Here is a 21,513-nt window from a genome sequence, read left to right on the forward strand (position 1 = left end):
TCCCATATTAAAAAACTCCTTACTGGTTTGAATTCATATCTAAATTCTTGCCATTAAAGAGTTATTTTTTACCATAGACACAAAATTTATTACACTACCTGCCATTTCAATGTCATATACTTTTATTGCACTCTTGTATTTAAGTATTTTACGTGGATAATTGTTGATCCACTGTTCTATCCGACTTATTTCTTTCTCTGAGTATTTACTGATATCTGATCCTTTAGGTATGAACCTTCTAATAATCTTATTAGCATTCTCATTACTTCCTCTTTCCCAAGAACTATAGGGATGAGCATAATATGCTGTTGTTCGATTCTTCTTTGTTAATACTGACTTTTCAATTATATTTTGGTTTACAAACTCATAACCATTATCCATTGTTATGCTTTTAAATATTTGTTTGAACTTGTGTTGATATTTTCGCTCTAGTTTATCTAGAACCTTTCCAACACTTATTTGAGTTTTATCTTTCATTTTGTATATAAGATTATTTCTAGTTTTTCTCTCCGTTAGAACCAACAGTACAGCCTTAGAAGCTCTTACACTAACCCATCTACCAGTGTCCAGTATTTTCTCTGTTATTGACGTCTTTTGGACGCTCGTCTATACGCCGGCTTGCAGTATTTTTTAGTGCTAATTTTCTTATCTGCTTATACTTTCTCTTTGGCTTATTTCTTTTTATTAGCAAATGCTTATTACTTAGATTTAGAAATATTCCCTTATCAATATAGTTGTACATAGTTTTCGTACAGAGATTCGTTTTAAACTCAAGGCCTTTTTCTTTAATTTCACCAATAACTGCATCTGGAGAATATCCTTCATTTATTATTTTATCTTCTATATACTCAGATAATTTATAATCAGCACCAATATTTAAGCCTGGCCCTTTGTTTACTGCATTTTCTCTGTACTTCATTTGTGCAACATCAGCACAGTACTCAGTTCTCTCGCTTAGGTCACTATTGAGAATCTTTATAGTTCCTCTTGCTATTTCTCGTCTTATGGTACGATCAGACTTATCTAGTGCTTTTGCAATATCAACATTTGATATCCCTTGTTTTTTTAATACTTCAATTTTATATCTATCTATCTCAGTTAAGTATTTGTTTTTCTTTGATTTTGTAGTATGATTAGTTAGATTCATTTGTCGACTTCCTTTATAGTGGGATTGTGGTGATTTACACTATATCAGATTTCTTCAAATGAATCTTTTTTATTTACTCAATCGGTCATTTCATTATACGACTTTGCAGCATTTTTTGAAATCGTTGATTTAGTAATGAAATACCTGAATAGATACCAATTAAAACAATGAAAATTTCTAATCTACCAAGTATCATACCAACCATCTGAATGATTAATGTTGCTGTTCCTGTTGTTGGTCCGGTTAGCCCGATAGATAATCCAACTGTACCGAAAGTTGATGCAAATTCAAACATTGCTTCTGGGAGGGTGCTATTAGTTGTTAATGTAAGAAGAAGGGTACCAATAATAAATATACCAAGGTAACACGAAATAAAACCCAAGGTATCTACAGCAAGTTCTCCGTCAATAGGGGTTTTGCTTTGTGCTTTGTAATAATAGGGAGCTGTTACTCTACGTGAAAGGCTAATACGCTTGCGTATATTTTCCATAGTCACGCGTAATAACAAATAAACTCTCGTAAGTTTAATACCTCCAGCCGTTGAACCAAAACCTCCACCGATCAACATAAGCAATATGAGAATACCAACTGAAAAAGGTGGCCAGTTAGTATAAGATACAGTGGAATAGCCAGTCGTTGAAAGCGCTGAGACAATATTAAACAGTGCTACCCATATACTTTCTGTTGCACTCAAATACATCCCGTAAAACAGCGAGAAAGCTACTATTGGGACAAATACTGCAAGAAGCACCAACATAAAGCGTAGCTCACTAACCCGTTGTGCTTGTTTAAACTTCCTCTTTGTTATCATCAGTAGAACAGCAAAATTAGTTGTACCTATCAGCATTAGTACGATAGTGATTGCTTCGATAGCTAGACTATTGTATTCACCAATACTATCAGCTTTAGTAGAAAACCCACCCGTAGACAGTGCAGACATTGTATGAAGTAAGCTATCAAATGGGTTCATTCCAAAAACAATATATAAAAAAGTACCGGTAGCAAGAAAAGACAAATACATTAGTAAAATAATTCGAGCAGTCCTTTTAAGATTTGGCATTAGCTTATCAGGATGCCCTTCGGCATTAAAAAGATTCATTGACTGTTTTCCTTGGATAAACATAACCATTACCATGACAAATCCTAAGCCACCGCAAAACTGCATAAAGCTACGATGGAATAAAAATATATTTGGAGTAACTGCCACATCAACTACAGATAGACCAGTAGTTGTCCATCCACTTACAGACTCAAATAAAGCTTGTACAAAGGTTAGTTGGCCTGATATCACAAATGGAATTGAACCCGCTACAAATCCATAGAACCAAGCAAACAATACTGTCAAATGACTATATTGAATAGTTTGCAACCATTGTAATCTACTATCATCATGCTTTAATGTTAGACACAAAACTACTCCTAGGATAATAGATACAACAGATGGAATAAGAAATGCGATTGCAAACTTTATTTCATTTGGATAAAATGGCAATACTGAAAGTGGTACGCCAAGCAACAAACCAATTAGGAGGATTAGCTTCCCGATATTGTTACACTTATAAAAATAATCTTCTATTATCATATTTGTCCAGTCAACTCCTTAATTGCAGCTATTTCCTGTTTGTCTGATGATATTAAAACAAGCATATCTCCAGCCAATACCCTGGTATCTCCACGTGGGATCATACTTTTTTCTCCGCGAAGAATACACCCAATAATAACCTCTTTGGGCAAATTAATCTCCCATAACTTTTTGCCTACAACAGGTCCAGTAGCTGATATAGGCACTTCTGCAATGCTGATACGTGCTTCGCCCGTTGGCAACAATGTTGCTATTCCTTCCAGAAATGTTTGTTGCTCTATTATATTAGTAATTGCATTTACTGCACAAATAACAGAGTCAACCCCCATTTTATAAAAGAAATCAGTTTTCTTTGGGTCATTAACAAGTGCTACGGTCTTTTTAATATTAAATTTCTTTTTACATAATTCACATATTACTAAATTGTCATCGTCATTTGGAGTAAGTGCTATTGCAATATCTGCATCCTGTGCATTAGCGTCTTCCAAAACAAAAGGTTTGGTTCCATCACCATTGATAACAGTTAAAGAATCGATTTCAGCTAATATAAGACAATTTTGATAGTCGTTATTAATTGCTGTTACTTGATACTTCTTCTTTATTAATGACTGGGCTAATGAACGCGCTTTATTAAAACTTCCAATTAAAAGAACATGTTTTCTCATAGTTATTCCTCCCTGACATTTTTGGTTTTAATCAGTTTGCTAATTTCCTTTATGGATAGGACAACAGGACAAATAGTATCAATACCTGAGTTATAATAAACACATTCTTTATCAGGGTCATTTAGCCTTGCTATTACACGCTCTTTTTTGAATAGTTCTTTAGCCATCTGTGCGATCATGATGTTAGTGTTGTCGTTATCTGTAACTGCAATTACCACAGTTGCTTTTTCTATTTGTGCTTCATGGAGCACATCAATATCAGTTGCATCTCCTGCAAGTGTGAGGCCTCCAAAGGAGGGCGAGAGTTTACGAAAAGAATCTTTATCGCGGTCTATTACCAAAACATTTTCTTCTTGATCGGATAGTGTGTTAGCAAAACTCGCACCTAAGCGTCCGCAACCGGCGATGATTGTAAGGCTATTTGATTTTTTATTTATTAATTCTTTCATTTTTAATCCTCCTAACAACATGTCCAATACCATGTTCATCATATTCAACTTTATATAAGTCTTCATTTTTTTCTTTTATACAATCAGTTTCATCATATGCGCACTTTCCTTTAGAAAAAAAAGTGCCGTAGTGCTCCAAATTGTGCTGAGCTGGAAGATAAGTGGGTTCAAGTGCCCATGCTGCTCGAAAGTGCTTCATGGCTGTTAGATGATCCCCTTTTTTTTCAAGAAGAATACCAATTAAATTATGTGGCTCAGGCGAATGGGGGTGGCTTCCTATAGCACTTTGTATAAGCAATTCACTTTCTTCATATTTGTGTTGTTCAATAAGTTGCCTTATACTAAAACACAATTTATCCAATTCATGTTGGTTTTCTGATCTATCTATTTGCTTCACAGTTTCCACACCTCCAATATATTAATAACAATTACTTCCTGAATAAATAATACCAAAGATGGTGTGAGGATGGTGTGAGGAGTGGGCCTACCCTGTGAGAATTCTGTGAGAAAATAAAAAGACCGTTTTGGTAATTTACCAAAACGGCCTACTAATAAAGCTTATTCATCTTTAAGTCTATATCCGATGCCTATTTCTGTTATTATATATCGAGGTTTAGCAGGATTATTTTCAATTTTCCTTCGCAATCCAGACATTAGTGCTCTTAGTGCCTGTGTATCTGTACCATACCCTACACCCCATATTTCTTTTATAATATATCCAGTGGTCAATACTTTTCCAATGTTCTTAAAAAAGAGTGCCAACAGTTTATATTCCAAAGGGGTCGTATGGATCTCTGATTCATTGAGAAAAACTAAATGTTTCTCCAAGTCAATACTCAGACCAGAAACGGAGATAATAGACTGTGCATTACTTCCATTTTGCCTCTTTAAATGCCGTATGGCTACGCGAATACGTGCCATGAGTTCTGTTGTAAAGAATGGTTTGGTCAGGTAATCATCAGCACCAGTGTCGAGTGCAGCGGCTTTCTCCTTATCTTGATCTCGTGCAGAAATAACAATTATAGGTATTTCCGACCATTCACGTACTTTTTTTATAACATCCATTCCATCAAAATCAGGTAATCCAAGATCCAGTAACATCAAATCAATTTGTTCTGATACAAGTATTCCAAGTGCTCCTTGTGCAGTACCAGAAGTTAAGTAATTTAAACCTTCCTGTTTAAGAGAGTAGCAAATAAAGTTTCTGATCTGCGTATCATCTTCTACAACGAGTATACATTCTTTAAACTTATTCATTATTACCAACCTCCAAAGGGAGCGTAAAAATAATTTCGGTTCCTGGGCATTTTGATCGATTCATTGCTTTTATAGTTCCCCCATGCGCTTTTATAATTGTATCACAGATGGCTAAACCAAGACCTATACCGCTCTTAACATCAGGACTTTTCATCCGGGATGTATAGAATATTTCAAAAATATATGGTAATTCTTCTGTTGATATTCCTGTGCCTTTATCTTTTACTACAAATACTGCTGAGTTTGTATTTTCTTCTTTTTTTACTGAAACACTAATTTCAGCATCCGCTATGGTGTGTTTAATAGAGTTATCTAAAAGGTTAATTAAAACCTGTTCGATAAGTTTGGCATCCATTGGTACAAAGAACAATTTATCCGGTACACTCACTGTGATTTCATGTTTTGGAGCTCTTTGAGAAATCCGATTAACTGCACTACCTATCACTTCTTCCACAGTTTCCATTTGCTTATTTAAGATTAACTTACCTTCTTGCAATCGAGTAAGGTTTAAGATATTCTCTACAAGTGAGTGCAGCCAATTTGCATCATTATGAATATTTTCTAGCAAAGAATATCGTGGATCATGGGATTCAGTCATATCCATAAGCATTTCCGTTGTACCCATAATTCCAGAAAGTGGGGTACGTAAATCATGTGAAATTGATCGCAACAAGTTTCCGCGATAACGTTCCTGTGTAGCTTCCTCACGCTCTTTTAAACGCTGTTCAGAAGCCATGAATCTATCCATTGCTAAGGCTGTACTCTCTATCATAGAGTGTAATAGTTTAATCTGAGATTCTGTCATTGCCTGTGCTCTTTCTTTGGGTATTCTGATAATACCTAGAATATTTTCCCTTCCATATATTGGCCAGTCATAGAATTCCGTTCCGGTATCATAGCCTGTTCGCAATCCATCTATCCTGTGTTTGAGTGTTACTATGTCATCTACTTTTCTACGTACTTGTTTTTCGGGTGTGATCTGCTGGATAAAGGACAACTCAGGTAAACCATTACTATCGAAACAAAGAATAGCAGCGTTACAATCGAAACAATCACTTAATGCTTTTACACTTGTACCCGCTATTTCATGTATATCTTTAGCATCTGTTAGATGGTTGGTAAGGTTGTAAACAGCTTTTGTTTCTGCCTCTCTTTCTTTCGCGGAAAGTGCACTCTGTTTCACATGAGAAGTAAGGGTACTCGTGATAAGCGCAGTAATAGTCATAATAATAAAAGTTATAAAATAACTTGGATCGTAAACTGTAAACGTATAATAGGGTTCAGTGAAAAAAAAGTTAAAAGCAAAAGTGGCTATAACCGACGCTAGAATGCCAAATATAAAACCGTCAATAAGCCAAGAAGTCATGAGCACAGCTAACAGATAAATAATTACAATATTTGTTTCGGGAAAACCAGTAAATCGAAAGGCATACCCTACAATTGAAGAGGCTGTAATTAGTAAAGCCATCAAGAGAAACTGAAAAACATAATTTTGCGAGTTGCCTACTCTTTGTTCAGACAAAAAATATCACCCCCATATTTACCTACTTTGTTCTACCATCAGTTGGGTTTTAACGTCATTAGGGATAAACCATAAATTTCCTTTTTTAATTGATCCTGCTATACGACCAGTAGAGCAATAATAGTTTATCATTCTAGCGGTAACTCCCCATCTTTCGCCAATTTTTTTGATTGTTAAATATTCCATTGACTCACCACCTAATAAATGTTTTATTAATTACTATTTTAGTATATTTCGAGATAAAGAAAAAAGCAACATTTACATGATCGATAACATAGATATGTTTCCCACTACCGATAGTGATAAAAAAGCCATAGAAAAATTCTCTTCTACCGATAACCCTAAAGACATTCAATCAACTCGGGGCATTAAGAATAAGAATTGTCGCCATCTAAAATTAGTAAGTGATGTTGATTATGTGTGTATATCATGAAAAACAGCTTGTTTCATTGTCCTGATAGTGAGGGAAAGCTGGTATGCCAGCATCATATTTTAGAGTTTTTTCATACAATTCGTTACTGGAAGATATTGATAAATTACCGTTAGAAGACCAACCTGCATTGATATTAATTTCTGACTTTGATGAATTTAAGAATAGATTGCATAAAGCATTAAGGAAAGTTGGTTTGGAAGATTCTGAAATACTAATTGGGAATGTTTCATATTTTGATTTTGAAGCATACGGTTCAGATAGCTGGATGGATAATGGTCTAAAAAGTAAGTGAAAGTTATGAATGAGAGTTGCTTAGGCAGCTCTTATTCGTTCAAACAATTGTGCTAATAATTTCTGATATTTAGGATCAGTATTAATAAGAGTAAAACCTTTACCAGAGAGTTTGGCAACTTCTGAGAGAGTAAGATTACCAATCTCTTTACAGATGTCCTTATAAGAGTAATAACAACTAATTGAGACATGTCCGTAAAGGGTTTCCTCGCGAGCTCAACTGGCTGAAGACATTAATTAAAAACATGGATCATCCTTCAGATGATCCATGCCTCTTTATACTATATATTTGAAATTCTTTACTTGATTATTACCTTCGTGATGCAACAAAATATTTAATTTTAGCGATTAGATATCAAGAGCAGCGTGATATCCTTGATATATTGCAGTTGTAATGGTAGATGCACGTACACAATCTCCAATCTGCGCTACATAAGGTGCACAGTCAACTAAGTCCTCTACTACGTTTCTTCTTGCACTCTGTCCAAGTGCACAAATTACTGTAGTACCTGGAACAAGATGCTCTTTACCAGCTTCATCAGCACATACAATACCTTCATCTGTTATACGTAATCCTTTATATCCTGTGTGAACCTGAATATTGTTATTTTCGATTTCCGTTAATAGAATGGGACGATGTCTGATATTTGCATCTGGAGCTAGTTCTGTTCTCATCTCTACCAAATGAACATTTTTGCATTCCTTAGCAAGATGGATTGCTGCTTCACAACCTGCTAGGCCTCCACCAAAGACTATTACATCATTACTAACTTTATCTTTTTCTAAATAATAGTTATTAACAACAACTACGTTTTCACCCTTTAAACCAGGAATCGGAGGAACAAGTGGTTCAGAACCAACTGCGATAATTAGTGCATCAACATTTTCTTTTTCTACATATTCTTTCGTAACGGTTGTATTTAATCGAATCTCAACGCCAGCATCTTTCGCTAGTTTTCCAAGAGTAACGCCTAACTCATACATCTCATACTTAAATGAAAGTGCCTGTTCACTCTTCAATATACCACCTAATTGATCAGACTTCTCACAAAGTATTACCTTATGTCCACGCTGAGCAGCGGTGATAGCAGCTTTCATTCCACCAGGTCCGCCACCTGCTACTAAAACCTTACATGGGCGAGACGAAGGAACAACTTCTACACCGTCTAGTTCACGACCAATTAAAGGATTAACCGTACACCTTCTTGTTGATGTGACAGCACGTTCTGCCATACAAGTAAAGCATCTTAGACATTTAATTATATCCTCATCACGGTTGCTCATAACTTTTCTTGGAAGTTCAGGATCAGCCAATAGTGCACGAGCCATATAAACAACATCTGCTTTACCTGAAGCTATAATTTCCTCCATCATAGCAGGGTCGTTTAAGCCTCCAAGTGTCGCAACTGGTACGCTTACATGTTTCTTTATCTCTGCTGCAAGATAAACATTGCATCCATGAGGAACAAACATAGAAGGATGTGTCACACTAAATCCTTTCTGATAAGTTCCAGCAGATACATGAAGTAAATCTATTCTAGATTCCAGTAACTTCGCAATTTCAACGCCTTCTGCTAGATCGTAGCCTCCTTCAAACAACTCAGAACCACTCATTCTCAATTCAATTGGGAATCCAGGACCTACCTCTTTACGAACACTATCAACCACTTCTTGTGCAAAACGTACTCGATTTTCTAGAGAACCACCGTACTTATCTGTTCGACTGTTAAAAAATGGAGATAGAAACTGATTAATCAACCAGCCATGACCACAATGAATCATAATCATTTCAAAACCTGCTCTTTTAGCCAGTCCAGCACATTTACCATAAGCTGCTACAATATCTGCGATGATTTCTTCCGTAAGCTCCTTTACTTCCAGACCATCTGGACGAACTCCTGCGCTTGGACCCCATTGGGAAAGTCCACTTTTTTTATCTTTATCAGTTAAATATGTACCAGCATACTGTCCTGAATGAGACAGTTCTACACTTGCAATAGCTCCATGACGACGGATAGCATCTGCAGTGTAGGTAAAACTTGAAAGTGCACCTACTGTATGTAGATCTAAATGATACATATGGGAACCTTCAGTTTCTGGATGAACAACCAGTTCACTAACGGTAACTGCTCCTGCGCCCCCCTTACCTCTTAATTCATAAAATGCTGTGGATGCTCGGCCAATGGTACAGTCAGCAGTAATATCTGTTCCACCCATTGGAGCAGAAAACATTCTGTTTCGGAAATTCACATTCCCAATTTTAATTGGCTTACATAGGTTTGGATATTTTTTTTGCATACGCTAGTCTCCTTTTTGTATGTATTGAGATTTTAGTCTCTTTAGTAATGGTTTGTAATAATGAGAAAATTTTTGCATTCTTTTTTGAACTACCTTGCATTTTGTTAATTTTTAGATTATATTTGTAGTATAATATCTAATCGTATACATGTCAATACTTACATGACTATTTTCAATAAGATATTTTTTTAAAATTCGAAAACCTAAAAAAAAATAATGTAAAATGCCATAGAATAATATAAGATATAAAAATATGATTTATTTGAAAAACAGAAAGGTGATGTCTGACAGAATGCGTACATTAAAATATGCAATTTTAGGGTTGATTAATAGAGGATCAATGACTGGCTATGATTTGATGAAAGTCTTTAATATGGAACTAGTGAACTTTTGGTATGCAAAGCATAGTCAAATCTATCCTGAGTTAAAAAAATTATCCGACGAGGGTCTGATCACCTACGAAACGGTGTTACAAGGTGAGAAACTGGAAAAAAAACTCTATTCCCTTACTGAAGCAGGAAAAGAAGCTTTTTTAAACTGGCTTGCAAAACAGGATCTGCTAGAACCCACTCCCAAGGATATTTTCAGACTTAAATCTTACTTCATTGAGTCCATGACTAAAGAAGAGATACTAAGTCAATTTAATTATCAACTTGATCAGCGAAAAGAGAAATTAAAAAAATTAGAAGCTACAATGATTGAGCATCCTTATGCCAAGGGTATCATTGATATTGTTACCCCAGAGTATGGAGACTACATTGTGCTGAAGGGTGCTATCATGAGGGAGATCACCTATATCGATTGGCTGACAGAATGTATTAATGAAATTAAAAACTACTAAATATTCTTAATACTCATTTATGATTTACAATAGGCACTTCGGTTACTATATGTAACATTGTATAATTTATCCCGCATTAACAGGCACTAAGACTCCCGTCGTAGGTTGCGGGTTTGTAGCTCCTTTCAGTTGCTACAAACCTCGCCAACCCTGACCGGGGCATACTTAATCAATTAAAGGCATCAAACTTCTGATAAGTTTTCGCTGATCCATTATAGCAGTTAATATAACGGCTATAAGTTAAGAAATTCTAGTAATAAATTCTCTATTCGAAATCTTTGATAAATGTCATAACATTATGCTCATATAGGTCATTATATTCGTAGAAAATATTTGCATGCTCACTGTCGTCAACAGTGAAGATTTTTTTATTTGTATGTGAGATTGAATGGTAAATGTCTTCTCCCATAAAATAGGGAGTAATCTGATCTGCCTTAGTATTGATGATTAAGACAGGGACATTTGTTTTACGAATATACTCATTTACATCTGTGTCATCATAAGAAAAACCAAGTTTTGCTTTTGTTACAAGGTTTCCCATAGCCATCATAAAGTTTACAGGTAGGTCCATATTCATCTTTTCCATTTCTCTCGAAATTAAATAACGCATATTACTAACTGGACAATCTAAAATTGCAAAATTAACAGAGTCATTAGCACTTTTGGAACCAAGGTAAATTCCAACGGTTGCACCCCCAAATGAGGTTCCCCAAATACCGATGGATTTGTCTTCATCAACAAGAGTATTTAAATAGGCAACATAATCACCTAAGTCATGACTCTCCCAATAACCAAAGGTAGTATATAACGCTGTATTGTCACCAGAACTTCTTTGATCATATGCGATAACATTATATCCCTTTTCTAAAAACATTTTAGCCATAGGATATACTGTTAATCGATTTCCCCACAGTCCATGAACTAAGACGATAGTATCTGAATTTTTATCACCATTTGCAGTTATGTAATCTGCTGGTATCATATGCCCATCTAGAGTAGAATTGATATGAATGGTCTCAATGGTATATTCAGACTTAAATGCTTCTAAATCAAAGCCTTTTTTCATTAAATAAATTGGACTATTTGCAATACTCGTTTCCTTATTAGTTACTATCTGCATAGTCTCTTTAAATACTCCATCACCTGTAAGATAGCCTGTCGCAATTATTCCAAGTATTAAATATATGAGAATCATTATCCCAATAAATTTTATTTTTTTCACACTATTCTCCCTAGTTTTATATATAATTAATTTTCACATAAATATACAATATATGCATTGCAATTCAATGGATATATTGTATACACCTTATAGTAAAAATTATTTAAGTATCTATAGGATCGCTTTAATTATTTTAAATAATAGGTCATCTCTTGATAAGTAGATGCAACCTAGTTCTAGTAGCATCGTAATTTCATTAAGTGGCAATGATAGTATTAGGGAAACAAAGTTTTAATACTACATTACAAAGTAAAAGGCTCTTGACAATTAATATACCTAATAGTAATATTGCTATTAGGTATATTAATTGTACGCAGGGAGGTAAAAATGGAAAATATAATATTAAGCTTATTACTAATAAAAAGTATGACGATTTATGAAATTAGAATGTTTATACAACATAGTTTAAACACCGTTTGTAGTGATAGCCTTGGAAGTATACAGGCAGCAGTTAAAAAGTTAAAAAGTAAGAATTGTATTGTGTGCCGAGAGTATATAGAAAACAGTCTCGTAAAAAAGGAATTTAGCATAACCGAAACTGGATTAACTCAATTTAAAGCGTGGATTCAAATTCCAATGAATCTTCAGAAGATTAAAAATATGGAAGAAGGAAAATTCTTTTTTTTAGGAATGGTGCCAAAAGAAGTTCGTATTCAGTCTCTTAACGGTTATATTGATAGCTTAATAATGGAGCAAGAAAAGTTGTTGCAAATTCAGAGGTTTGTGGAAAATTCAAAGGATAATGCTATTCAAACAAATGTGGATCGAATTACAGAAGATGTACAGTTATCCAAACACTTATTGGAAGTGTCGGGGGAAAAGACATTGGAGCTAGCGGTGAAAAATATTTATAGATATCAAGTATATAACTTAGAATATGGTTTAAAAAGAGTTCGTGATGACATTGTCTATTATAGAAATATTCTAGAGAGGGAATTAAATGATAAGGAGTTGTAGGAGGGATTTATTATGAAATTAGAGGAAAAAGAATTATTCTTAAAAAAGCTTGATGAATTATTTCTAAAATCAATCAAATCATCTATGATACATGAGTCTACAATGCATGTAGAAAATGGAAGTGGCGATTTTATGTGGAGCAAAGGACATGGTGGAAGAAGCATAGATTCTATTATGAACTTAGCTAGTGTCACAAAATTATTTACAACGACATGCATAATCAATCTTATACAGCAAGGAAAACTCTCGCTTAATAATAAATTGAGCCGATTTTTTGATTCTAACATTTTAGAAGGAATACACATTTATAAAGGAAAGGATTATTCTTATGAAATAACAGTGGGTAACTTATTATTTCAAAATAGTGGTTTTCCTGATGTATTTGCTTTGGGAAGAAATAATTTGAATAAGAGAATAGTAAATGAGGATTTGATACTTTCGTTATATGATTACATAACAATTGCAAAAGAGAATAAAAAGAAATTTGCACCTGGAACTCCTTTAAAAGCACATTATTCAGACCTGAATTTTGAGATGTTAGGAAAAATTATAGAGCAGCTAGAAAACACTAGCCTTCATGAAGCATTTAAAAAATATGTTATTAAACCACTTAAATTACAAAATACATATTTGATTGAAAAAGACAGCGATTTTAGCGCTAAAATGTATTATAAACATGATGCTTTATATCGTCCTAACTTTTGGAAAAGTATTCCAGATTGTGGTGGGTGCATTAGCACGTCGAAAGAAGTGATGGTTTTTATAAAGGCATTTTTCAATGGGCAATTATTTGATGAAAGTATTTTTGGGCAGTTGAGGAAGTTTGCAATGATTCAATACTGTCCGCTGCTTGGTCAATATGGAGGAGGATTCGTAAGATTAAATATATCTGGAATTGCTAGTATGTATCGCTGTAAAGGTGAATTGATTGGACATATGGGTGGAAGTGGAACATATGCATACTATTATCCAGAAAAAGATTTATATTTTGTAGGAGATGTCAACCAGTTTGCTAAGCAAGGAGATATATTTATTTTGCCTTTAAAACTAGCAAAACTTGCTAATAAATGTATAGGTTAATTTTCAACGGGAGGAATTGAATGAATCAATATGAAATAAAAGTTTATGCTCAATTGAATAATATACAAAAGGAAGAAGCTATAGGTGTGTTTCTAGAGGGATTTGGCCATATGATGACCTTTTCAAAAGATAATGAAGAATTGAAATGTTTGTTCACTATGGCTTTTCATCCTTTTTATATTTATGCATATTTAGAGAATGGTAAAGTCCTTGGGATATTAGGAATTGCATCAAATTGTATACGTCCAATAAAAATAGATATAAATCAATCAGTTAAAGTTTATGGAAAATTCAAAGGTTCAATTATAGGTAAGCAAATGAATTTGGTATTTCAAAGGCAGGTAGTAAAAAAGAATACAGATATCTATATTGATGTACTAGCTACAACGAAGAATGCTAGGGGGAGAGGCGTTGCAACAAGACTACTTGAATATGCATTTTCATTGCCTAAATATGAAGAATGCTATATAGAAGTTTTATCTAAAAATTTGAATGCAAAAAAACTCTACGAAAAAAGTGGATTCATTGCATATCAGAAAAAGCCTCTTTCATATACTTCGCTAATGGGGTTTGGTTATCCAATCAGGATGAAAAGAGATTTAATTTAGATTTAACAAGAGAAAATTTGGAAGGAATTGGAGAATAAAAGAAAGTACTGGGTGGTTGCAACAACTACCTGGTAAGAAATGGGACAAAAAAAATAATACTAACTAATTTAGCTTATTGTGAAAGGAAAGATGTTGACATGATAATAAAACCATTAATCAATGTTCTGAAAAGTAAGTTAAAGTTTATTAATAAGTTTTAATAAATAGTTGAGACATGTTTCACTTCATTATTAATTTCGTCTCATATGGATATCATAGCTGTAAGAGCAGATGTATCTCATATTGATAACATATTAAAAAAGCATAAAAAAAGCCGTACTTACGGCTTGAGAGTCTGTAAAAATAAAGATTTGGTGCTCCTTCTGAGACTCGAACTCAGGACACCCTGATTAAGAGTCAGGTGCTCTAGCCAACTGAGCTAAAGGAGCATAATATGCCTATAATCTATTGAATTAACACAAATTGATTTGTTCTATATATTATTACATTTTAAGAGTATATTGTCACTTTGTCAACAAAAACTACTGTCATTTAATTTATATAGAATAATTTGTGACAGTAATAGTTGCAATCATTTGACAAAGTTTGGGTTTCAAAGACTTTATTTGGTGTTAAATTTCTATAATATATTATGATGTTCCTATCTCGATAGCAACTAAGAAATGGATCACATCCTCTTAGAAATTGGGGTAAGGTTTATGGAGAATTCTCTATTATATATGAGGAAGAAAAAATACATTACAAGCCCTGTCATAGGAGATTATAATATTCATTTACTACAATATATAAATCAATTATGCTAATATAAATTGATTTATAGATATATATTTAATTGTTCATAAGACTAGCCAACGAAGTAATCAGCATAATGTGCTTATTTCGTTGGCACTAGAATGTATAGTCAATTTATATCGGTTATCTTATGAAATTAGTTGCTACGCGGGATTCCTCTACTGGGTGAGTGTATGGGGAATTTTCATTAGTTTTTAGCATCCATGCCATATTGTTCCCTAATGTTCGCATGATTTGTAATCCTTCAAGATCCTTTTTAACATCTTCTGGAGTAAAGCCATGTACTGAGTTCCAGTACTGTGACGATACTACTGGCATTTGATTAATTGTAAAATATTTGTTTATTCTATCAAATGATGAACTTGCTCCACCTCTTCTACAGCTAACTACAGCTGCTGCAGGTTTGTGTGTTAATAGAGATCCAATTGAAAAAAATATACGGTCAAGCAAAGCACAAAGTGATCCATTTGGTCCTGCATAATACACTGGTGAGCCTACCACAATTCCATCTACTCCTTTTAGTAGATCTGCAAGTTCATTATATAGATCATCATTTAAAACACAGCTTCCTTTTTTAAAGCACGCTCCACAAGCAGTACATCCTTGTACTGCTTGTGTTCCAATATGAAAAAACTCAGTGTCTATATCGTTTCTTTCCAGGGCTCCTGACACCTCTTTTAACGCTGTATACGTACAGCCTTCATTATGTGGACTGCCATTTAATAATAATACTTTCAAGATATACTCTCCTTTCAATTAATTAATAGATTTTTCATATACATATTCTATTGATATCTAACACTATAGATGTTTCTGATTATGTATGTTCTGCTAGTTATCCAATTAAAATTATGAATAAAGATTACTTAGTAATTATATTGTTATTATAATAATTTTAACACTAAGAACAATTTATTCAAGTACTCATTTTTCTGTAAAATACATTTTATTATTGCGTGTCATTTCATTTTACAAATATGTTTCACATTTCACAGCATTTACCTTGCATAACGATCAAAAAATGTGGTATTGTCGATATTGATAATAAAGAAGATAGCTATTAAGGAGAAGAGAACAATATGAAGTCTATAATCGAAGTTAAAAATTTCACTAAAAAATATGGCAGCTTTATTGCTGTAAATGATATTTCTTTTAGTGTGGAAGAAGGGACTATTTTCGCTTTTTTAGGACCTAATGGTGCTGGGAAAAGCACAACGATAAATACATTATGTACCATATTTGAAAAGACATCAGGTACACTTTTAATAAATGGAAAAGATGTTACAACACAAAAAAATGAAGTCAGATCAACAATCGGAGTTGTGTTTCAAGATTCAACTTTAGATTCAAAAATGACAATTGATGAAAATCTTAAAATGCATTGTGTTTTTTATAATATACCTAAGAAAGAAGTGGAAGAACGTATACAGTTTGTTTTAAATCTTGTTGATTTGTTAGACGAAAGAAAGAGATCTGTTGCCACCCTGTCAGGTGGAATGAAACGTCGTGTAGAAATAGCCCGTGGATTAATTCACTATCCGAAGGTTTTATTCCTTGATGAGCCAACCACAGGACTTGATCCTCAAACGCGCGCTCATATTTGGGAGTATATTTTAAAACTTCAAAAAGAAAGAAATATTACAATTTTTCTTACAACTCATTATATGGAAGAGGCTGAAATCTGTAATAAGATTGCAATAATCGATGATGGGATTATCGTCGCTCATGATACACCATACGCTTTAAAAAAAGAGTTTACAAAAGATAACGCATATATCACTACGAAAAATGAATTTGAACTTGAGCAGCTTTTAGCACAGTATGAACTGAAATACATAAAAAAAGAGGGCTATTATAAGGTGGAAGCTGAAAAGATTGATTGCTTATTACAAGTTTTAAGTCTACATAAAGAAAATATTAGTAATATAGAAATTAAAAAAGGTACATTTAATGATGTTTTTTTAGAGATAACTGGGAAAAAGATTAGGGAGGAAGCATAATATGAATACAGTATTTGCATTGTGGAAAAGAGGGTTAAAAGCCTTTATAAGAAACAGAACAGGATTGATTTTTTCGCTTATTTTTCCTTTTTTCTTTGTTTATGTGTTTGGTGCAATTTTTAAAAATGATTTTATACAAAATCCTATTGCTTATATGCTTTCCGGCGTTATAATAGCGACAGTATTTGAAAGTTCACTTAATCTAGCCTCGTCTACTGTTGATGATATGGTAAGTGGATTTATGAAAGAAGTTTTAGTTTCTCCCGCCAAAAGGATTGCTGTTGCAGTAGGGCAACTATTATCAGCTGCCACAGTTTCTACCCTGCAAGGAATTTTGATTTTATTTATTGGGTTATTTATAGGTATTAAATTTACTTCATGGACTACGCCTTTATATATCCTTTGCTCGATGATTAGTGTTGGACTTGTTTTTTCTGGTGTTGGACTTTTTTTAGCAACTAAGGTACGCAGTGGTCAAACATTTCAAATTGTTAAAACAGCAATAACTATGCCATTAACGTTTATATCAGGAGCATATATTCCCCTTGAGCTGCTGCCTGATTCACTCAGATATTTTGCATATATTAATCCAATGACTTATGCAACAGCCTTTTTTCGCATGATTGTTTTGGAAAAAACAAATTTGTCAACTGCTGAACTGGTTAGAGAAGGGCTGGCGATTGATATAAATGGTTTTATTGTTACGCCAGTTATGTCTTTTGTAATCATTATAGCTATAGGCTTAATATTTTTAATATTATCCACAAATTCATTTGTAAAAACAGATTTTTCTCGTGTTAATAGAAGTTCCAATGATGCCAGTGCTTTATGGGGGTAATCCCCCAATCCTTTAAATCGGGTGAAATCACGCCGCAGCTTGCCTTATACTCCATAAGAACAAAAACGATAAGTATCAACAAAGTCACTATAATTAGGTAAGTCTTTGGATTGTTGTGTATGTAAGCAGATACAATGAAGTTGTACTCATCCTCGTCAATCACTTTACTAGCAATAGCTTTATAGTTCAACCTGAACCGAAGAATTTAGCATCATGTGCAACACTATTATATATTTTTCTTAGGAATAAAAAACTTGACAGAGTAAGTACCTTGCAATACAATGTAGATGTATCATGTGTTGCAAGGTACTTGAATGGAGGTTTTTTTAATGATTTCTTCTCAAATGTTAAAAGGAATGCTGGAAGGATGTATCTTGGAAATAATATATAAGCAAGAAACATATGCTTATGAAATCTCAAAACTGTTAGAAGAATACGGATTTGGGAAAATATCCGAAGGGACAATTTATCCTATTATCTTACGCCTACAGAAAGGTGAACTGGTAAAAGCAACTGTGAGGGACTCTAATAGTGGTCCAAAGCGCAAATATTATCGTTTAACTGAAAAAGGAATAGTTAGTTTATATGAATTTAAAGTTAATTGGAAAGAACTAGAACATGCAATTAAAAGTACTAGGGACATGTTTCAATCTTTTGTATTTATTTAGAGAATGACTACAATTGTTTAATGCATACCAATATTTATTATAGTGGTCCGTATATTTCCTAGCAAAAATAAATGTTGAATTTATTATTTCTTGCTCAAATGAAGATCTTTTAATGAGCTTAAACAAAAGGATGTAATTCAGTTAATAAATCATATCAACAGTTAAGTAAGAGACACTCTGAATGGGCATACCCCAAACGTGAATTAGCTACTCTGATGAAAAAAGAGCACATAAAAATAAATATTGTAAGAAAAATCACAATATAAATAGTGGGATTGTGGTTATTTACACTATATCAGATTTCTTAAGATTAATCTTTTTTGTTTTCTCAATCGGTCATTTCATTTTACAACTATGTTTCACATTTCACAGCATTTACCTTGCATAACGATCAAAAGATGTGATATTGTCGATATTGCTAATAAAGAAGATAGCTACTAAGGAGAAGAGAACAATATGAAGTCTATAATCGAAGTTAAAAATTTCACTAAAAAATATGGCAGCTTTATTGCTGTAAATGATATTTCTTTTAGTGTGGAAGAAGGGACTATTTTCGCTTTTTTAGGACCTAATGGTGCTGGGAAAAGCACAACGATAAATACATTATGTACCATATTTGAAAAGACATCAGGTACACTTTTAATAAATGGAAAAGATGTTACAACACAAAAAAATGAAGTCAGATCAACAATCGGAGTTGTGTTTCAAGATTCAACTTTAGATTCAAAAATGACAATTGATGAAAATCTTAAAATGCATTGTGTTTTTTATAATATACCTAAGAAAGAAGTGGAAGAACGTATACAGTTTGTTTTAAATCTTGTTGATTTGTTAGACGAAAGAAAGAGATCTGTTGCCACCCTGTCAGGTGGAATGAAACGTCGTGTAGAAATAGCCCGTGGATTAATTCACTATCCGAAGGTTTTATTCCTTGATGAGCCAACCACAGGACTTGATCCTCAAACGCGCGCTCATATTTGGGAGTATATTTTAAAACTTCAAAAAGAAAGAAATATTACAATTTTTCTTACAACTCATTATATGGAAGAGGCTGAAATCTGTAATAAGATTGCAATAATCGATGATGGGATTATCGTCGCTCATGATACACCATACGCTTTAAAAAAAGAGTTTACAAAAGATAACGCATATATCACTACGAAAAATGAATTTGAACTTGAGCAGCTTTTAGCACAGTATGAACTGAAATACATAAAAAAAGAGGGCTATTATAAGGTGGAAGCTGAAAAGATTGATTGCTTATTACAAGTTTTAAGTCTACATAAAGAAAATATTAGTAATATAGAAATTAAAAAAGGTACATTTAATGATGTTTTTTTAGAGATAACTGGGAAAAAGATTAGGGAGGAAGCATAATATGAATACAGTATTTGCATTGTGGAAAAGAGGGTTAAAAGCCTTTATAAGAAACAGAACAGGATTGATTTTTTCGCTTATTTTTCCTTTTTTCTTTGTTTATGTGTTTGGTGCAATTTTTAAAAATGATTTTATACAAAATCCTATTGCTTATATGCTTTCCGGCGTTATAATAGCGACAGTATTTGAAAGTTCACTTAATCTAGCCTCGTCTACTGTTGATGATATGGTAAGTGGATTTATGAAAGAAGTTTTAGTTTCTCCCGCCAAAAGGATTGCTGTTGCAGTAGGGCAACTATTATCAGCTGCCACAGTTTCTACCCTGCAAGGAATTTTGATTTTATTTATTGGGTTATTTATAGGTATTAAATTTACTTCATGGACTACGCCTTTATATATCCTTTGCTCGATGATTAGTGTTGGACTTGTTTTTTCTGGTGTTGGACTTTTTTTAGCAACTAAGGTACGCAGTGGTCAAACATTTCAAATTGTTAAAACAGCAATAACTATGCCATTAACGTTTATATCAGGAGCATATATTCCCCTTGAGCTGCTGCCTGATTCACTCAGATATTTTGCATATATTAATCCAATGACTTATGCAACAGCCTTTTTTCGCATGATTGTTTTGGAAAAAACAAATTTGTCAACTGCTGAACTGGTTAGAGAAGGGCTGGCGATTGATATAAATGGTTTTATTGTTACGCCAGTTATGTCTTTTGTAATCATTATAGCTATAGGCTTAATATTTTTAATATTATCCACAAATTCATTTGTAAAAACAGATTTTTCTCGTGTTAATAGAAGTTCCAATGATGCCAGTGCTTTATGGGGGTAATCCCCCAATCCTTTAAATCGGGTGAAATCACGCCGCAGCTTGCCTTATACACCATAAGAACAAAAACGATAAGTATCATAGGTGCAAAACTATTAAAAGAAAAGCTGGAATTCTTAAACGATAAGGGATATAGACAGGTTTCGCTATCGGTTGAAAAGGACAATTACGCAGTAAAGATGTACAAGAACTTTGGATTCACAGTTATTGAGGAAAAAGAAAATGATTATTTAATGCTTTATAGACTAAAATAAAGCAAGTTGATAATCTGTTATTAGTGATTATAAGAATAACCGTAAGTGACGAATGGGAGAAAAAGTAAATTTTGCTTACTTATACCTGTTATTTTTTTAACTTCATTTTCTTTAATAAATAATTAATTCTATCCATTATCTCATCTGTAAGCTTTCTTCTAACTCTAGTACTACTATCATACTTTGGTGAAGATACAAGTTCTGCTATTAATTCCTTGTTATTCATTAAATTTTAGTAGATCTCGCTTCTTTTCAATTATTATATTAAGGTAATTTTAGATTATCATAAGCAAAGATTCTGATTACAAGAAATATATATCACATCACCTTATTAGAGTGAAATTTCTTCTCAATCAATATATTTTTCTTAGGAATAAAAAACTTGACAGAATAAGTA

Annotated in this window: 22 protein-coding genes, 1 tRNA gene and 1 pseudogene; 11 read left to right on the plus strand and 13 right to left on the minus strand. The window is 33.3% G+C overall.

Annotation, left to right across the window (positions count from 1 at the left end):
• Positions 1-39: 39 nt before the first annotated feature.
• The 8 genes and pseudogenes from GC105_RS13670 to GC105_RS13705 all read right to left on the minus strand — a co-directional run bounded on the left by GC105_RS13670 (position 40) and on the right by GC105_RS13705 (position 6,808).
• Positions 40-1,147, minus strand: a pseudogene (locus tag GC105_RS13670) (IS30 family transposase).
• Between the two features lie 85 nt (positions 1,148-1,232).
• Positions 1,233-2,729 carry a TrkH family potassium uptake protein gene (locus tag GC105_RS13675; RefSeq protein WP_152805867.1) on the minus strand — a complete coding sequence of 499 codons (1,497 nt, stop codon included), beginning with the start codon at positions 2,727-2,729 and terminating at the stop codon, positions 1,233-1,235.
• Positions 2,726-3,394: a potassium channel family protein gene (locus GC105_RS13680; RefSeq protein WP_152805870.1), complete on the minus strand. Its 669-nt coding sequence runs from the start codon at positions 3,392-3,394 to the stop codon at positions 2,726-2,728. The genes GC105_RS13675 and GC105_RS13680 overlap by 4 nt, the downstream gene beginning before the upstream one ends.
• A 2-nt stretch (positions 3,395-3,396) precedes the next feature.
• Positions 3,397-3,843, minus strand: coding sequence for a potassium channel family protein (locus tag GC105_RS13685; RefSeq protein WP_152805873.1), 447 nt, complete (start codon positions 3,841-3,843; stop codon positions 3,397-3,399).
• Positions 3,824-4,240, minus strand: coding sequence for a hypothetical protein (locus GC105_RS13690; protein WP_343030043.1), 417 nt, complete (start codon positions 4,238-4,240; stop codon positions 3,824-3,826). The genes GC105_RS13685 and GC105_RS13690 overlap by 20 nt, the downstream gene beginning before the upstream one ends.
• Before the next feature lie 161 nt (positions 4,241-4,401).
• Positions 4,402-5,100 (minus strand): response regulator, encoded by a 699-nt coding sequence (locus GC105_RS13695; protein ID WP_152805875.1) that lies wholly within the window; start codon positions 5,098-5,100, stop codon positions 4,402-4,404.
• A complete protein-coding gene (locus GC105_RS13700; RefSeq protein ID WP_246169847.1) occupies positions 5,093-6,622 on the minus strand; it encodes a DUF4118 domain-containing protein in 1,530 nt (509 codons plus the stop codon). The genes GC105_RS13695 and GC105_RS13700 overlap by 8 nt, the downstream gene beginning before the upstream one ends.
• Before the next feature lie 18 nt (positions 6,623-6,640).
• Positions 6,641-6,808, minus strand: coding sequence for a DNA-binding protein (locus GC105_RS13705; RefSeq protein ID WP_152805878.1), 168 nt, complete (start codon positions 6,806-6,808; stop codon positions 6,641-6,643).
• Between the two features lie 290 nt (positions 6,809-7,098).
• Here GC105_RS13705 and GC105_RS13710 point away from each other — a divergent pair, with 290 nt between their 5' ends.
• Entirely contained in the window at positions 7,099-7,347 is a 249-nt protein-coding gene (locus GC105_RS13710) for a hypothetical protein (protein ID WP_152805881.1), read from the plus strand.
• Positions 7,348-7,694: 347 nt separating this feature from the next.
• Here the strand turns inward: GC105_RS13710 and GC105_RS13715 are convergent, their stop codons facing one another.
• Positions 7,695-9,644, minus strand: coding sequence for an oxidoreductase (locus GC105_RS13715; protein WP_152805883.1), 1,950 nt, complete (start codon positions 9,642-9,644; stop codon positions 7,695-7,697).
• A gap of 292 nt (positions 9,645-9,936) precedes the next feature.
• Here GC105_RS13715 and GC105_RS13720 point away from each other — a divergent pair, with 292 nt between their 5' ends.
• Entirely contained in the window at positions 9,937-10,485 is a 549-nt protein-coding gene (locus GC105_RS13720; protein WP_152805886.1) for a PadR family transcriptional regulator, read from the plus strand.
• A gap of 265 nt (positions 10,486-10,750) precedes the next feature.
• Here the strand turns inward: GC105_RS13720 and GC105_RS13725 are convergent, their stop codons facing one another.
• Positions 10,751-11,707, minus strand: a complete 957-nt coding sequence (locus GC105_RS13725) for an alpha/beta hydrolase (protein WP_343030044.1) — start codon at positions 11,705-11,707, stop codon at positions 10,751-10,753.
• A gap of 327 nt (positions 11,708-12,034) precedes the next feature.
• On the opposite strand from GC105_RS13725, the gene GC105_RS13730 reads away from it, so the two are divergent.
• The 3 genes from GC105_RS13730 to GC105_RS13740 are packed head-to-tail and all read left to right on the plus strand — an operon-like array spanning position 12,035 to position 14,352.
• Positions 12,035-12,664, plus strand: coding sequence for a PadR family transcriptional regulator (locus GC105_RS13730; RefSeq protein WP_152805890.1), 630 nt, complete (start codon positions 12,035-12,037; stop codon positions 12,662-12,664).
• 12 nt (positions 12,665-12,676) lie between these two features.
• On the plus strand, positions 12,677-13,744 hold the full coding sequence (locus GC105_RS13735; RefSeq protein WP_152805893.1) for a serine hydrolase domain-containing protein: 1,068 nt from the start codon (positions 12,677-12,679) through the stop codon (positions 13,742-13,744).
• A gap of 20 nt (positions 13,745-13,764) precedes the next feature.
• The gene (locus GC105_RS13740) at positions 13,765-14,352 is read left to right on the plus strand and encodes a GNAT family N-acetyltransferase (RefSeq protein ID WP_152805896.1); all 588 of its coding nucleotides are present in this window, start codon (positions 13,765-13,767) and stop codon (positions 14,350-14,352) included.
• Positions 14,353-14,703: 351 nt separating this feature from the next.
• Here the strand turns inward: GC105_RS13740 and GC105_RS13745 are convergent.
• Positions 14,704-14,780, minus strand: a tRNA-Lys gene (locus GC105_RS13745).
• Positions 14,781-15,267: 487 nt separating this feature from the next.
• A complete protein-coding gene (locus GC105_RS13750; RefSeq protein ID WP_152805899.1) occupies positions 15,268-15,882 on the minus strand; it encodes a flavodoxin family protein in 615 nt (204 codons plus the stop codon).
• A gap of 341 nt (positions 15,883-16,223) precedes the next feature.
• On the opposite strand from GC105_RS13750, the gene GC105_RS13755 reads away from it, so the two are divergent.
• The 6 genes from GC105_RS13755 to GC105_RS13780 all read left to right on the plus strand — a co-directional run bounded on the left by GC105_RS13755 (position 16,224) and on the right by GC105_RS13780 (position 21,116).
• Complete coding sequence (locus GC105_RS13755) at positions 16,224-17,144, plus strand: ABC transporter ATP-binding protein (RefSeq protein ID WP_152805902.1); 921 nt, start codon at positions 16,224-16,226, stop codon at positions 17,142-17,144.
• 1 nt (position 17,145) lies between these two features.
• Positions 17,146-17,982 (plus strand): ABC transporter permease, encoded by an 837-nt coding sequence (locus tag GC105_RS13760; protein WP_152805906.1) that lies wholly within the window; start codon positions 17,146-17,148, stop codon positions 17,980-17,982.
• A 329-nt stretch (positions 17,983-18,311) separates the two neighbouring features.
• Positions 18,312-18,650 carry a PadR family transcriptional regulator gene (locus tag GC105_RS13765; protein ID WP_152805909.1) on the plus strand — a complete coding sequence of 113 codons (339 nt, stop codon included), beginning with the start codon at positions 18,312-18,314 and terminating at the stop codon, positions 18,648-18,650.
• Positions 18,651-19,106: 456 nt separating this feature from the next.
• Complete coding sequence (locus GC105_RS13770) at positions 19,107-20,027, plus strand: ABC transporter ATP-binding protein (RefSeq protein ID WP_152805902.1); 921 nt, start codon at positions 19,107-19,109, stop codon at positions 20,025-20,027.
• 1 nt (position 20,028) lies between these two features.
• Positions 20,029-20,865, plus strand: coding sequence for an ABC transporter permease (locus tag GC105_RS13775; RefSeq protein ID WP_152805906.1), 837 nt, complete (start codon positions 20,029-20,031; stop codon positions 20,863-20,865).
• The gene (locus tag GC105_RS13780; protein WP_152805912.1) at positions 20,856-21,116 is read left to right on the plus strand and encodes a GNAT family N-acetyltransferase; all 261 of its coding nucleotides are present in this window, start codon (positions 20,856-20,858) and stop codon (positions 21,114-21,116) included. Before GC105_RS13775 ends, GC105_RS13780 begins: the two co-directional genes overlap by 10 nt.
• Positions 21,117-21,204: 88 nt before the next feature.
• Here the strand turns inward: GC105_RS13780 and GC105_RS16965 are convergent, their stop codons facing one another.
• Complete coding sequence (locus GC105_RS16965) at positions 21,205-21,342, minus strand: hypothetical protein (protein WP_193708426.1); 138 nt, start codon at positions 21,340-21,342, stop codon at positions 21,205-21,207.
• Positions 21,343-21,513: the final 171 nt, after the last annotated feature.

The sequence above is a fragment of the Alkalibaculum sporogenes genome (assembly GCF_009362815.1).
GTDB classification, from domain to species: Bacteria; Bacillota; Clostridia; order Eubacteriales; family Alkalibacteraceae; genus Alkalibaculum_A; species Alkalibaculum_A sporogenes.